Below are 13,811 nucleotides of genomic sequence, written 5' to 3'. Positions count from 1 at the left end.
CGACCCGGCCCGGGACGAGGACGCCGTATCGCCTACACGGGGTCGGGCCCATCGGACCGGTCTGATTGGCTCGGCCTGTCCGTCGCGACCTCGCCGCGCCGTGCTGCAAGGCCCGGCGCCGCCGGCCAGTTCGCTTCCGCCTTTCCCCTCCCCCGTTCGCAGAGGACTCCGCATGAACGCTACCGCCATCCCGACCCGCCGCCTCGGCCGCAACGGCCCGGCCGTCTCCGCACTCGGCCTGGGCTGCATGGGCATGAGCTTCGCCTATGGCGATGCCGACGAGGGCGAGTCGCTCGCCACCCTCGACCGTGCCCTCGAACTCGGCGTGACCCTGCTCGACACCGCCGACATGTACGGCCCGCACACCAACGAGCGCCTGCTCGGCAAAGCCTTGCGCGGCCGCCGCGAGCAGGTGTTCCTGGCGACCAAGTTCGGCATCGTGTTCGATCCCGACCGCCCCGAACTGCGCGGCATCAACGGCCGCCCCGAATACGTGCGAAGCTCGATCGAAGGCAGCCTGCAGCGCCTGGGCACCGACCATATCGACCTGTACTACCAGCACCGCATCGACGCCGAGGTGCCGATCGAGGACACCGTCGGCGCGATGGCCGAACTGGTGCAACAGGGCAAGGTGCGCTACCTCGGCCTGTCGGAACCGTCGGCGCAGACCTTGCAGCGCGCGCATGCCGTGCACCCGATCACCGCGGTGCAGAGCGAATATTCGTTGTGGACGCGCGACCCCGAGCGCAACGACGTGCTCGCGACCTGCGAGCGTCTCGGCATCGGCTTCGTCCCCTACAGCCCGCTGGGCCGCGGCTTCCTGACCGGCAACATCGCCAGCCCGAGCGAGCTGCAAAGCGACGATTTCCGCCTGTCGACCCCGCGCTTCCAGGGCGACAACTTCGTCCGCAACCTGGAACTGGCCGAACAGGTGAAGCGATTGGCCACGAACAAGGGCTGCACGCCGGCACAACTGGCCCTGGCCTGGGTGCTGGCGCAGGGCGAGCACATCGTGCCGATCCCCGGCACCAAGCGCCGCAAGTACCTGGAAGACAACTTGGGCGCCTTGCAGGTGATGTTGTCGCCCGACGAACTCGCCGCACTCGACACGGTGTTCCGCCCGGACGCGATCGCCGGCGACCGCTACACCGCGGTCGGCATGGCGCTGATCGGGCGCTGAGGTTTAGCGGCTGGTTTGCGGCTGTTTTCGACAACAAGCGCGTAATCCGTTGCCCCCTTTGAAAAAGGGGGCCAGCGCCCTGCGCCGGCACTAGGTCCGAAACGGGTTGCGGCGCGGGGGATTTGCTTCTCGGCGTGATTCGCACTAGATGCGCAAAAGCAAATCCCCCTGCCCCCCTTTTTCAAAGGGGGAACTGCAACGGCTATTCGGACAATGAAGTCAGCGGCTGGTTTGCGGCCGACCGCAAGCGCGTACTCCATTGCCCCCTTTGAAAAAGGGGGCCAGCGCTTTACGCGAGCACGAAGCCAGATGCATCTTCAGCGCGGGGGATTTGCTTCTCGGCGTGATGCGCACTGATGCGCAAAAGCAAATCCCCCCTACCCCCCTTTTCCAAAGGGGGGAACTGCAACGGCTAAAGCGTCGGTCACCACTGGTAGCGCACCGTCGCCGTCACCGTGCGCGGGTAGCCGTAGTAGCACCACGCCGCACTGTTGCAGACGCTGATGTATTCCTTGTCGGTGAGGTTGCTGGCATTGAGCTGGAAGCGCCAGTTCTGCAGGTCGTAGCGCAGCGAGGCGTCGAACACGGTGTAGGACGGGGTCTTCCACTGGTTGTAGATATCGCCGTAGTGCTCGCCGGTGTAACGCACGCCGGCGCCGACGCCCAGACCCGACAAGGGGCCGTAGGGAATCGTGTAGTCGGCGCCCAGCGAAGCGACGTTGCGCGGTTGCAGGGCGATCTGCTTGCCGAGCGCGGCGGCGTCGTTGGTCCGCGTCACCTCGCTGTCGGTATAGGTGTAGGCGCCGTACAGGCTCAGGCCGTTGCGCAGGTTCCAGCGGCCTTCGAGTTCGGCGCCGCGCACTCGGGTCTGGCCCTGCTGCACCGAGAACAAGGTGTGGTTCGGGTCGACCGTCAGGGTGTTTTCCTGCTTGATCTCGTAGACCGCCAGAGTCGCCAGCGCGCGGCCGCTGGCCGGCTGGAACTTCAATCCGGCTTCGATCTGTTCGCCTGTGGTCGGCCGGAACGATTGCCCGGCGAAGTCGACGCCCACGGTCGGCTCGAACGATTGCGACCAGGCCAGGTACGGCGCCCAGCCCGAATCGAACAGGTAGTTCACGCCGAGACGGCCAGAGAAGCGGCTGTCGCTCTGGCGTTCGCGCGCGACCGGCGTGGCCAGCAGTTGTTCGGTGCGGGTGCGCACGCGGTCCTGGCGCCCGGCGGCGGTGATCACCCAGCGGTCGATCTCGATCTGGTCCTGCAGGTATAGCCCGAGCTGCTGCTGGGTCTTGTCCTGGCGCGAGGTATAGGCCGGCTTGACGATGGCGGCGCCGTAGACCGGAGCGAAGATATCCAGCGACGGCGCGCCGAAGGCGAACGCCGAGGCGTAGTCGCTGTTGAGGCGGCGGTAGTCGACGCCGGCCAGGACGGTGTGGCGCCAGGCGCCGGCATCGAGGTTCCACTGCAGGTTGTTGTCGACCGCGAACGAGGTCGACTCCTCCTCGAGCGGGAAGTAGTAGCGCGTCAGCGTGCGCTGGTCGGCCTGCAGGCCGAATGCGCCGACGCCGGCGTCGTGGTCGACCTCGACCTTGCCGTAGCGCAGGTTCTGGCGGAACTCGAGCGCGCCGCCGAAGCGGTGGCTGAATTCGTAGCCGACCGAGGTCATGGTCTTGAGGTAATCGTTCCAGCCCGGCTCGCCGGTGTAGCGATGGCTCGGAATCTTGCCGTTCGGGTTCGCAAGCAAGGTGCCGGCAGCCGGTAGGAAACCGCCGCCCTGGGCGGTGTCGGCCTTCTGGTAGCGCGCGAGCCAGGTCAGCGAGGTCGCTTCGCTCGGTTTCCAAGTCAAAGCCGGGGCGAAGAAGTAGCGATCGTCGTGGACGTAGTCGACGTGGTTGTCGCTGTTGCGCGCCAGGCCGGTGAGCCGGTAGGTCCAGCGGCCGCTGTCGCCGAGCGGGCCGCCGAAATCGAACGCCGCCTGGCGCAGATCGTAGTTGCCGACGGTGACTTCGACTTCGCGCAGCGGCTCGGCGACCGGGCGCTTACTCACCATATTGACCAGGCCGCCCGGCGGCATCGCCCCGTACGACACCGACGACGGCCCCTTCAGCACTTCCAGGCGTTCAAGGCCGTAGGGCTCGATGCGGGTGCCGCCGGTCCAGACGCCGTCGGTCAAGGCCAGCCCGTCCATGTAGCGCGCCGGGCTGAAACCGCGCACCAACAGCCAGTCGCTGCGGGTGTCCTGGCCGTAGCCGCCGCCCTGCGCGCCGGCGGTGTACCAGACCGCTTCCTCGACCCCCTGGATACCGCGGTCGCGCATCTGCTGCGCAGTCACCACCGAGATCGACTGCGGCACCTCGATCAGCGAGGTGTCGGTCTTGGTCACGGTCTGGCTGCGCCTGGCGATCGGCGCGCGCACCTGCACCTCGTCGAGCGTGGTCGGATCGCTCGCCTCGGTCGGTTCGGCCGCCCGCGCGGCGAACGCGCCGAGCAGCAGCGACAAACCCAACAGAGCCAGACGGATCGCCTGCGGCAGCGCGGTCGGGTTCGATGCGGACGAGAACGGCATGGACGGAAGCCTGTAGAAAGGGAGTCGGAAGGTACGGAACGCGCGCGGCGCGTCCCTGGGCGTCGTCGCCGGACGGTCGCGACCAAGCGCGACGCGGCCGGTGGCAGGACCCTGGAATTCCGGGCGCGCCGTAGTCACGAACAATAATCATTCTCATTTTACCCCGATACGGCGGCGGCGCAATCTGGCGCCCGTGCAGTGAAGCTGTCGAGCGCCGCAGTACCCGTCCACAGTCGCTCGGATGCCGTTCGTACTCGGTCTGCCGCCAACGCCGGCACAGGACTTGGCGCAGCCGTCCCGCCCAGGCAGGCTGCGTTTCTCCCCTTCGTCGTCGAGAGCTCCGATGCGACTCGTTTCCCTGCGCGCACTGTCGGTCGCGCTCACTGCGGCCTTGTCCTGCCTGGCTGCAGAATCCGCCATCGCTGCCACGGCCGCGGAACCTGCGCAGGTCGCCGAGGCCGCGCAGCAGGTGCGCGACCAGGTCGTGACCTGGCGCCGCGACATCCATCAGCACCCGGAACTCGGCCAGCACGAAGTGCGCACGGCCAAGCTCATCGCCGACCAGTTGCGCAAGCTCGGTCTGCAGCCGCGTACCGGCATCGCCCACACCGGCGTGATCGCCGTGCTCAAGGGCGGCAAGCCGGGGCCGCGCATCGCGATCCGTGCCGACATGGATGCGCTGCCGGTGACCGAGCCGGCCGGGCTACCGTTCGCTTCGCAGGTCAAGGCCGACTACCGCGGCCAGCCGGTCGGGGTGATGCACGCCTGCGGCCACGACGCGCATGTCGCGATCCTGCTCGGTGTCGCCACCGCGCTGGCGGCGCAGAAAGAGCAACTGCCCGGCGAGGTGATGTTCGTGTTCCAGCCGGCCGAAGAAGGCCCGCCGGTGGCGGGCGCGCCGTTCGGTGCGGCGATGATGCTCAGCGAAGGCGTGTTCAAGGCGTTCAAGCCCGAGGCGGTGTTCGGGCTGCACGTCTGGGCCGGCTTGAGTGTCGGCGAGGTCGGCTACCGCAGCGGGCCGATGCTCGCCAGCGCCGACGAATGGAGCCTGACCGTGCGCGGCAAGCAGACCCACGGCTCGCGCCCCTGGGACGGCGTGGACCCGATCACCGTCGGTGCGCAGATCCTGCTCGCCAGCCAGAGCCTGATCGCACGCCAGGTCAACATCGCCGCGACTCCGGTGGTGCTGACCGCCGGCCAGTTCAATGCCGGGGTGCGCTTCAACATCATTCCCGACGAAGCCAAGTTGGTCGGCACCCTGCGCACCTTCGATGCGGCGGTGCGCGAGGACGTGATCGCGCGCCTGCGCCGCACCGCCGAGGACTACGCCCACGCCGCCGGCGCCAGCGCCGAGTTACAGGTGGTCAACAACGCGCCGGCGACGATCAACGACCCGGCCCTGACTCGGCGCGTGCTGCCGTCCCTGCAGCGCGCGGCCGGCGAGGCGCGGGTGAAGGAGTCGGCGATGGTGACCGTGGCCGAGGATTTCTCGCAGTTCGCCAACACCGTGCCGGGGTTCTATTTCTTCGTCGGCTCGACCGCGGCGGGCATCGACCCGGCCAAGGCGCCGATCAATCATTCGCCACAGTTCCTGCTCGACGAGGGCGCGCTCGAAGTCGGCACCAAGACGATGCTGCAGGTGGCGCTGGATTATCTGCACGGCGGTTAGAGCGGGCCTACGCTGCAACGGGTAGGAGCGGCGTCCTAGCGGATTTCCTTCGGTCACAAGCCGCGATCACGGCATGGGGGTTACGACGCAGGCGCGGTTTCGCGGTCGCGACTTGCGTCGCTCCTACAGGGGGTGCCCCGCGATTCGATGAACACGGGGCGGGGCGAACCGAACCGACCAAGGTCGCGCAGCCCCGCCGGCGGGCATCGGCTAGGATCGGGACTTTCCTGCCGGAGTCCGTCGATGAAGCGTCCGCTGTCCGTCGCCTTGAGTTGCGTCCTGAGCTGCTCCGCCTTCGCCGCCCTCCCGCTCGCCGCCACGGCGCAAACCGCCGCGGCATCGGCCGAACGCCCCGAGGTGAAAGCCGCCGCCGCCCAGCTCAAGGCCGATGTGATCGCCTGGCGCCGCGACTTCCACCAGCATCCGGAGCTGTCCAACCGCGAGGAGCGCACCGCGGCCAAGGTCGCCGAGCATCTGCGCAAGCTCGGCCTCAAGCCGCGCACCGGCATCGCCCGCCACGGCGTGGTCGCGATCATCGAAGGCGGCAAGCCCGGGCCGAAGATCGCCCTGCGCGCCGACATGGACGCGCTGCCGGTCACCGAGCAGGTCGATCTGCCGTTCGCGTCCAAGGCCACGGCGAACTTCCGCGGCGAAACCGTCGGGGTGATGCACGCCTGCGGCCACGACGCCCACACCGGCATCCTGCTCGGCATCGCCGACGCCCTGGTGGCGATGAAGAAAGACCTGCCGGGCCAGGTGATGCTGGTGTTCCAGCCGGCCGAAGAGGGCGCGCCCGCCGACGAAGAGGGCGGCGCTTCGCTGATGCTCAAGGACGGGCTGTTCAAGGACTTCAAGCCCGAGGCCATGTTCGGCCTGCACGTGTTCTCGACCCTGTCGGCCGGCCAGCTCGGCGTGCGCCAGGGCCCGCTGATGGCGGCGTCCGACCGGTTCACCATCAAGATCAAGGGCCGCCAGACCCACGGCTCGGCGCCCTGGGCCGGGGTCGACCCGATCGTCGCCGCCGCCGACGTGATCGGCAGCGCCCAGACCATCGTCAGCCGCCGCACCAACATCGCCAAGCTGCCGGCGGTGGTGAGCTTCGGCGCAATCAAGGGCGGCATCCGCTACAACATCATTCCCGACGACGTCGAAATGATCGGCACCATCCGCACCTTCGACGAGGGCATGCGTCAGGCGATCTTCAAGGACCTCAAGAACGTCGCCGAACACGTCAGCGCCGCCCACGGCGCCCAGGCCGAGGCTACGGTGCCCGACCAGGACGGCAACCCGGTGACCTACAACGACCCGGCCCTGACCGCGCGCATGCTGCCGAGCCTCAAGGCCGTGGCCGGCGACGCCAACGTGGTCGAGATGCCGCTGGTGATGGGCGCCGAGGACTTCTCGTACTACGCCAAGGAGGTGCCGGCGATGTTCTTCTTCGTCGGCGCGACCGCGCCGGGCGTCGACGCGGCCACCGCGCCGAGCAACCATTCGCCGAAGTTCAAGCTCGACGAGAGCTCGCTCGACGTCGGCCTGCGCGCGATGCTGCAGGTGACGCTGGACTATCTGCATGGGGCGAAGGCGGCGGGCTAAGGCGGGAAGCACCCCCGGCCCCCTTTTCCAAAGGGGGAACAGCCGAGGCAAGTCAGAAGGCGCAACACCGGCGAGATGCGCAACACCAACCACTCGCCCTGCGTAACTCCCTGCCCCCTTTGACAAAGGGGGCAAGCGCCCGGCCTGTGTTCGAAGTGCGCGTCGTCTGTCGGCGCGGGGGATTTGCTGTTCGGCGCGATGCGCCGCAAGCACCAGCAAATCCCCCTCCCCCCTTTTTCAAAGGAGGGAAACGCAAAGGCCAGGCTGGGGCGGGGTTGCGGCGGGCTGGAGCAGGCCAGGCAACCGATCCTAACGGGCCTCCCCACCGCCAGCGGCTAAAATGTCGCCATGACCTCCCATGACCTCCCCCTCGGCCGCCACGTCGATTACCCGCGCGAGTACGACGCCTCGCTGCTGTTTCCGATCGCCCGTTCGCTCGGCCGCGCCCATATCGGCCTGGCCGACGACGCCCTGCCCTTCGTCGGCATCGACCGCTGGCACGCCTACGAGCTGAGCTGGCTGGACGCTCGCGGCAAGCCGCGCGTCGCCACCGCGACCCTGTCGGTGCCGGCGACTTCGCCGCAGCTGATCGAGTCCAAGTCGCTCAAGCTCTACCTCAACTCCTTCAATGCCACCCGCTTCGACGACGATGGCGTGGTCCTGGCGACCATCGCCCGCGATCTGTCGGCCGCCGCCGGCGCGCCGGTCGAGGTCGCATTCGGCCTGCCGCCGATCGACACCGCCGACGGCGTCGAGTCGATCGACGAGCTCGACGTCGCGATCGACGACTACGGCCCACCGAACGCCGAGCACCTCGCCGCCGATGCCGGCGAGATCGTCGAGGAAACCCTCGGCAGCGCGCTGCTCAAGTCGAATTGTCCGGTCACCGGTCAACCGGATTGGGCGCGGGTGGTCATCGCCTATCGCGGCCCCAAGCTCGATCGCGCCGCGCTGTTGCGCTATCTGGTCTCGTTCCGCGACCACGCCGAGTTCCACGAGCAATGCGTCGAACGCATCCATTCCGACCTCAGCCGCCGCTGCCAGCCACAGTGGCTGTCGGTCGAGGCGCGCTACACCCGCCGCGGCGGCTTGGACATCAACCCCTGGCGCGGCAGCCCGGGCCTGTCGCGTCCGAGCGTCGGCCGCGACGAACGCCAGTAATGTGCCTTTGAGCCCGGCCTCTGGGCCGGGCCGTCCGCTGCGCTGAATGCGCAGAATCACATTATTCAGTTTTGTAATGTGAGTTCACGCCGGCGCTATACATTTTTAACAAGCCGCATGTCATGTTGCGCTCGCCACTTCGGCAGGAGCCCTCAACCCATGACTACCCCGGACAAGAAAGCCGATTTTTCCGATGTGACCACCAATGTCGATACCACCGCGGAGAAAGTCGAGAAGGCCGACTTCTCCGACGTGACGGTGACGGTCGATACGACTGCGGAAAAAGTCGGCGAACAGACCTATACGGTCGAAAAGGGCGACACGCTTTCGCATATCGCCAAACAGTTCTACGGCAAGGCGAGCAAGTGGAACGCGATCTTCGAGGCCAATCGCGATCAGCTCGACGATCCCGACCAGATCCAGCCCGGCCAGATCCTCAAGATTCCGACCATCAACGACTGATCCGTCGACTGCGTTTCACCATCATCACCATCGTCTTTCCAGGAGATCCACCATGTTGATCCGCAATCGTACGCATTACGCCGTTGCCGCTGCCCTCGTGGCCGCGTTGGCTCTGGCCGGCTGCAAGAAGAAGGAAGAAGCGGTAGCGCCCGCACCGGCTCCGGCCCCGACCGAAACCCCGGCTCCGGCTCCGGTCGAACCCGCTCCGGCCCCGGCCGCGTTGAGCGTGGTGTCGGTGACCTTGGGCACCGCCGCCGGTCCGGACAAGAAGATCGCCGCGCCGACCACCAGCTTCAAGCCGACCGACAAGATCGTCGCCTCGGTCGCCACCGACGGCACCGCAAGCAACGCCGAAGTGGCCGCCAAGCTCGTCTATCAGGACGGCCAGACCGCCGGCGAAGAGAAGCAGACCCTCAACACCACCGGTGCCGAAACCACCAACTTCCAGTTCGCCAAGGCTTCGCCGTGGCCGGCCGGCAAGTACAAGGTCGAGATCAGCGCCAACGGCGCCGTGGCCAACACCACCGAACTCGAAGTGAAGTAACCCTCTCTCTCCGCCTCATGGGCGGGCAAGCCCGGGCGCGGCTCACTGCCGCGCCCTTTTTTTGTCCGTGCGATCCGTAATCGCCGATGGACCAGGGGCATGCAGCAGATCGCTTCAGAACTTCAGCAAACGGGTTCCCCCTTTTGAAAAAGGGGGCCGGAGGATTTGCTCCTGCTGCGCCAACCCCGCATCGATTCCGCGGAGCCGAACCCGCCACTACCCCTGCGGAAACTCCCCGTCCACGTACAGCCAGCGCCCCTCGACCCGGACGAAACGGCTGAGCTCGTGCAGGCGCGCCGCCGAACCGCCGCCGACCCGATAACGGGCGACGAATTCGACCGTCGCCGCGTCCTCGCCGTCGAGACGGTGCCGCTTCACGTCCAGGCCGAGCCAGCGCACCCCCGGCTCGAAATCGAGCTCGCTGGGGCAGGTGTCCGGGAACCAGCTGGCCCGCAGGTACTCCAGGTCGCCCAAGGCGTAGGCGCTGTAGCGCGAGCGCATCAGGGCCTCGGCGGTAGCGGCGGCGGCCCCGGCATGCAGCCGGCCGCAGCAGTCGGCATAGCGGCGCGAAGGGTCGCAGGGGCAGGCGGCGGGCAACGCGATACGGGCGGTCATGGCGATATTTTCGTCGCAAGCACGCCGCTGCGACTACCATGCGCGTCCTCTCCCCTGTCCCGAGCCCCGCCATGAAACCGCCTGCCTACCTCGACGACGAGCAGATCGAACGCCTGGCCGACCTGCTCGATCAGCGCGCCGTGCCCCACAAGGGCTTCAATCTGGAAGCGCTGGACGGCTTCCTGTCGGCCCTGGCGGTCAGCCCCGAACAGCCGACGGCCGAGGAATGGCAGCCGGTGGTCTGGGGCGGCAAGGCGCCGCGCTGGAACGACCAGGCCGAGGCCGACGAGATCCAGGCGCTGCTGCTCGGCCATTGGAACATGGTCAGCTCGCGCGTCTGCCACGGCGACGACGACCTGCCCGACCACCTGGCGCCCCTGCTGTGGCTGCCGGAAGAGCCCGAAGCCGATGCCCCGGACGAACTCGACGTCGGCCGCGACTGGGCCTTCGGTTTCTTCCGCGGCGTCGAGCTGCGCGAAGCGGCCTGGGACCAGTGGCTCGACGACAACGACTGGATGGACGAAATCTTCGGCCTGTTCGACCGCCTCGCCAGCGGCGAAGTGCTCGGCGAGGACCCGGCGGCGCCGCCGACCCCGATCAGCTACCGCGAGCGCCTGGAGATCGTTGCCGGCCTGCCCGGCATGCTGGCCGACCTGCACCACCACCGCATCGAGGCCCTGACCCCGCGCGAACCGCTGCGCCGCGTCGAGACCCCGGACCGCAACGACCCCTGCTCCTGCGGCAGCGGCAAGAAGTACAAGAAGTGCTGCGGCGCCTGAGCCGCGCGCGCTGAAGCACGGCCACCGCTGCGCCATCGCAGCTCGCCATGCAGCGGGGCCGCATCGACATCGTCGCTGCGGCCCCGATCGGTTTCGTGTCCATAGCCATAACCGCTGACTCGAAACGCACCCGCCGCATCGCCGGCGCCTCTTGCCGGCCGCGCCGGGGCCGATGAGAAAATGGCGCCGATCCCATCGGTTCCGTTCGGCGATGTCGACCCATCCCTGCCTGCACTGCGGCGCCTGCTGCGCCCATTTCCGCGTCGCCTTCCACTGGAGCGAAACCGACGCCCACCCGGACGGCCTCACCCCGAGCGCCGCGACCGAAGTCCTCGACCCGCACCGCGTGGTCATGCGCGGCACCTATGCCGGCCGCATCCATTGCCATTCCCTGCGCGGCACGGTCGGCGCCGACGCCCAGTGCGGCATCTACCCGCTGCGCCCTTCGCCCTGCCGCGAGCTGTACCCCGCGTGGGAAGACGGGCGACCAAGCCCGCAATGCGATCAGGCGCGGGCAGCGTATGGCTTGGAGCCGTTATCGCCGCAGCATTGGTCGGCGAGCGCGCGGTCCGTTACGGATCACGACCGCCCGAGCACGAACGCAATGACCCACCGTTCGGCGAACGCTACGGACTAGACCGATCCACGGCGGCCCCGCTCCACGCCCTCAGCAAGGGCTCGCGGTAGTCGGCGTCTTTTTCGTTCCAATGGACATAACCGTTGGGCAGGTCGATGTGGAAGAAGCTCTCGTAGTAATCCTCGTCGAGCGCGGCTTCGTCCTGGTCGCGGCCGAAGATCTTGGCCCGGACCGCATGGGTTTCCAGCTCGGTGTCTTCCTGCTGCAGCGCGATCAAGGTGTAGGACTCGCTCGCGGCGGCGACGCGCTCGAACGGCTCGATCGCGTACAGCTTCGCCAACGCGCGGATCAGGCGGTCGCTGGCCGCACCGGTCGACGACAGCACCAGGCCTTCGCCGTAGACGTGCTCTTGCCGCAGGTGCATGTCGGCATCGAATCCCGGACCGATCCGCTTCACCAGTCGCGCGTCCAGCCCGACGATCTCGCCCTCGTGACGCGCCGACATGCGGAAGTAGTAGTGATCCGCATCCGAGCGCAGATCTTCGATCTTGAAGGTGCAGTCGACGAAACCGTCCTCGCAGGCTTCGGTCAATTCCGGCAGCGCCGAGTCGGTTTGCTCCGTTTGCATCGCAGGTCCTCCACGGATGGTTCGAGCGGTCGACGACTCGGCCGCTGCAGCAATGAGCCGGGCCCGTCCAGGGCAAGCCCGGGACGCATCATTCCATAGCGCGTCGGCCTTATACCCGTCCGGTCTTTGCCTCGCCCCGCCCGAACCGCGACAATGGCGGGCCGGATCGCAGCCGCACCGCTTTCCGCAAGGACCCTGCTCCGCCCCGTGCGCCAGCGCACGGCGGCCCCACTGGAGATCGTAATGACCGAGTTCGTAGCGACGCCGCCCGCAGGCGGCGCCAAGATCACCAAGACCCCGACCGGCCTCAACGTGCCGGATCGTCCGATCATCCCGTTCATCGAAGGCGACGGCACCGGCCCGGACATCTGGCGCGCTTCGGTGCGCGTGCTCGACGCCGCGGTCGCCAAGGCCTACGGCGGCCAGAAGAAGATCGAATGGGTCGAGGTCTTCGCCGGCGAAAAAGCCAACAACACCTATGGCACCTGGCTGCCGGACGGCACCGTGCAGGCCTGCCGCGACTACCTGGTCAGCATCAAGGGTCCGCTGACCACGCCGGTCGGCGGCGGCATCCGTTCCCTCAACGTCGCCCTGCGCCAGATGCTCGACCTGTACGTCTGCCTGCGCCCGGTGCGTTGGTTCGAAGGCGTGCCCTCGCCGGTCAAGAAGCCGGGCGACGTCGACATGGTGATCTTCCGCGAGAACACCGAGGACATCTACGCCGGCATCGAATGGGCCGGCGGCAGCGCCGACTCGCAGAAAGTGCTGGATTTCCTGCAGAAGGAGTTCCCGCAGGCATTCGACAAGATCCGCTTCGGCACCGCCGAGAAGAACGCGGCGTGGCTCGGCGAACTGCAGGCCATCGGCGCTCCGGCGCGCGAGCTGCCGGTCGAAGTCGGCCTGGGCATCAAGCCGGTCAGCCGCCTCGGCACCGAGCGCCTGGTGCACAGCGCGATTTCCTACGCGATCGAGAACAAGCGCAAGTCGGTGACCCTGGTCCACAAGGGCAACATCATGAAGTACACCGAAGGTGGCTTCCGTGACTGGGGCTACCAGGTGGCGCGTGACTACTTCGGCGCGGTCGAACTCGACGGCGGCCCGTGGCACGTGATTCCGGAAGGCAAGCCGGGCGCGGGCCTGGTCATCAAGGACGCCATCGCCGACGCCTTCCTGCAGCAGATTCTGCTGCGTCCGAAGGAGTACGACGTGTCGGCGACGCTGAACCTCAACGGCGACTACCTGTCCGACGCGCTCGCCGCACAGGTCGGCGGTATCGGCATCGCCCCGGGCGCGAACATCAACTACGTGACCGGCCACGCCGTGTTCGAGGCGACCCACGGCACCGCGCCGAAGTACGCCGGCCTGGACAAGGTCAACCCGGGTTCGGTGATCCTGTCGGGCGAGATGATGCTGCGTTACCTGGGCTGGACCGAAGCGGCCGATGCCATCATCGCCGCGATGGACAAGGCGATCGCCAGCAAGCGCGTGACCTACGACTTCGCCCGTCTGATGGACGGCGCGACCGAGGTCAAGTGCTCGGAGTTCGCCGACGAGATCATCAAGCACCTGTAATCGGGTCGCCGACGACGATCGTACAAAGGGGCGCTTCGGCGCCCCTTTGTTTTGGCGGGGTCTGTGCGCCGCAAAGCCGTCGATCTGCTTAAGGGTAGGAGCGACGTGAGTCGCGACCAAGGGACCAGCAGGAGTGACAGCGCCTACGCCATTCATCGAAGCGGCGTGCCGTCGCGAGGGTAGGAGCGGCGTCCTACTGGATTTCCTTCGGTCACAAGCCGCGACCGCGCTGCGTCGGTCTCGCGCCGGCTCCGGCGCAACCCTCTGTAGGAGCGACGTGAGTCGCGACCAAGGGACCAGCAGGAGTAACAGCGCCTACGCCATTCCTCGAAGCGGCGTGCCGTCGCGAGGGTAGGAGCGGCGTCCTACTGGATTTCCTTCGGTCACGAGCCGCGACCGCGCTGCGTCGGTCTCGCGCCGGCTCCGGCGCAACCCTCTGTAGGAGCGACGTGAGTCGCGACCAAGGGA

The 13,811-nt window shown here is 67.6% G+C and carries 12 protein-coding genes; 9 read left to right on the top strand and 3 right to left on the bottom strand.

What is annotated here, in order from left to right; translation table 11 throughout:
- The first annotated feature begins 187 nt into the window (after window positions 1-187).
- Complete coding sequence (locus tag ACTJJK_RS16670) at window positions 188-1,180, top strand: aldo/keto reductase (protein WP_440730772.1); 993 nt, start codon at window positions 188-190, stop codon at window positions 1,178-1,180.
- Window positions 1,181-1,604: 424 nt separating this feature from the next.
- Here ACTJJK_RS16670 and ACTJJK_RS16665 read toward each other — a convergent pair whose 3' ends face one another.
- Window positions 1,605-3,743, bottom strand: coding sequence for a TonB-dependent siderophore receptor (locus tag ACTJJK_RS16665; protein ID WP_440730737.1), 2,139 nt, complete (start codon window positions 3,741-3,743; stop codon window positions 1,605-1,607).
- A gap of 343 nt (window positions 3,744-4,086) precedes the next feature.
- Between ACTJJK_RS16665 and ACTJJK_RS16660 the strand changes: the two genes are divergently transcribed.
- From ACTJJK_RS16660 to ACTJJK_RS16640, 5 genes are all read left to right on the top strand, one after another.
- Window positions 4,087-5,412 (top strand): amidohydrolase, encoded by a 1,326-nt coding sequence (locus ACTJJK_RS16660; RefSeq protein ID WP_031372584.1) that lies wholly within the window; start codon window positions 4,087-4,089, stop codon window positions 5,410-5,412.
- A 243-nt stretch (window positions 5,413-5,655) separates the two neighbouring features.
- Window positions 5,656-7,005 (top strand): M20 family metallopeptidase, encoded by a 1,350-nt coding sequence (locus tag ACTJJK_RS16655; RefSeq protein WP_440730736.1) that lies wholly within the window; start codon window positions 5,656-5,658, stop codon window positions 7,003-7,005.
- Between the two features lie 348 nt (window positions 7,006-7,353).
- Window positions 7,354-8,166, top strand: coding sequence for an NADPH-dependent 7-cyano-7-deazaguanine reductase QueF (queF, locus tag ACTJJK_RS16650; RefSeq protein WP_440730735.1), 813 nt, complete (start codon window positions 7,354-7,356; stop codon window positions 8,164-8,166).
- A 159-nt stretch (window positions 8,167-8,325) separates the two neighbouring features.
- The gene (locus ACTJJK_RS16645; RefSeq protein ID WP_440730734.1) at window positions 8,326-8,628 is read left to right on the top strand and encodes a LysM peptidoglycan-binding domain-containing protein; all 303 of its coding nucleotides are present in this window, start codon (window positions 8,326-8,328) and stop codon (window positions 8,626-8,628) included.
- Window positions 8,629-8,680: 52 nt separating this feature from the next.
- Window positions 8,681-9,172, top strand: coding sequence for a hypothetical protein (locus ACTJJK_RS16640; protein ID WP_031372588.1), 492 nt, complete (start codon window positions 8,681-8,683; stop codon window positions 9,170-9,172).
- A gap of 216 nt (window positions 9,173-9,388) precedes the next feature.
- Here the strand turns inward: ACTJJK_RS16640 and ACTJJK_RS16635 are convergent, their stop codons facing one another.
- Window positions 9,389-9,787, bottom strand: coding sequence for a YchJ family protein (locus ACTJJK_RS16635; protein ID WP_223619120.1), 399 nt, complete (start codon window positions 9,785-9,787; stop codon window positions 9,389-9,391).
- A 71-nt stretch (window positions 9,788-9,858) separates the two neighbouring features.
- Between ACTJJK_RS16635 and ACTJJK_RS16630 the strand changes: the two genes are divergently transcribed.
- Window positions 9,859-10,566 (top strand): UPF0149 family protein, encoded by a 708-nt coding sequence (locus ACTJJK_RS16630; RefSeq protein WP_440730733.1) that lies wholly within the window; start codon window positions 9,859-9,861, stop codon window positions 10,564-10,566.
- Window positions 10,567-10,777: 211 nt separating this feature from the next.
- Window positions 10,778-11,203, top strand: coding sequence for a YkgJ family cysteine cluster protein (locus ACTJJK_RS16625; RefSeq protein ID WP_081930978.1), 426 nt, complete (start codon window positions 10,778-10,780; stop codon window positions 11,201-11,203).
- Here ACTJJK_RS16625 and ACTJJK_RS16620 read toward each other — a convergent pair.
- Window positions 11,193-11,771, bottom strand: coding sequence for a hypothetical protein (locus ACTJJK_RS16620; protein ID WP_031372592.1), 579 nt, complete (start codon window positions 11,769-11,771; stop codon window positions 11,193-11,195). The two genes, ACTJJK_RS16625 and ACTJJK_RS16620, sit on opposite strands and share 11 nt — an antisense overlap.
- Window positions 11,772-12,014: 243 nt before the next feature.
- Between ACTJJK_RS16620 and icd the strand changes: the two genes are divergently transcribed.
- On the top strand, window positions 12,015-13,343 hold the full coding sequence (gene icd, locus ACTJJK_RS16615; protein ID WP_031372593.1) for an isocitrate dehydrogenase (NADP(+)): 1,329 nt from the start codon (window positions 12,015-12,017) through the stop codon (window positions 13,341-13,343).
- Window positions 13,344-13,811: the final 468 nt, after the last annotated feature.

Source organism: Lysobacter sp. 22409, assembly GCF_052045105.1.
In the GTDB taxonomy this organism is placed as follows: domain Bacteria; phylum Pseudomonadota; class Gammaproteobacteria; order Xanthomonadales; family Xanthomonadaceae; genus Lysobacter; species Lysobacter antibioticus_B.
Note: the sequence above shows the minus strand (reverse complement) of the source record. Positions and strands in the feature narration are given on the sequence as shown.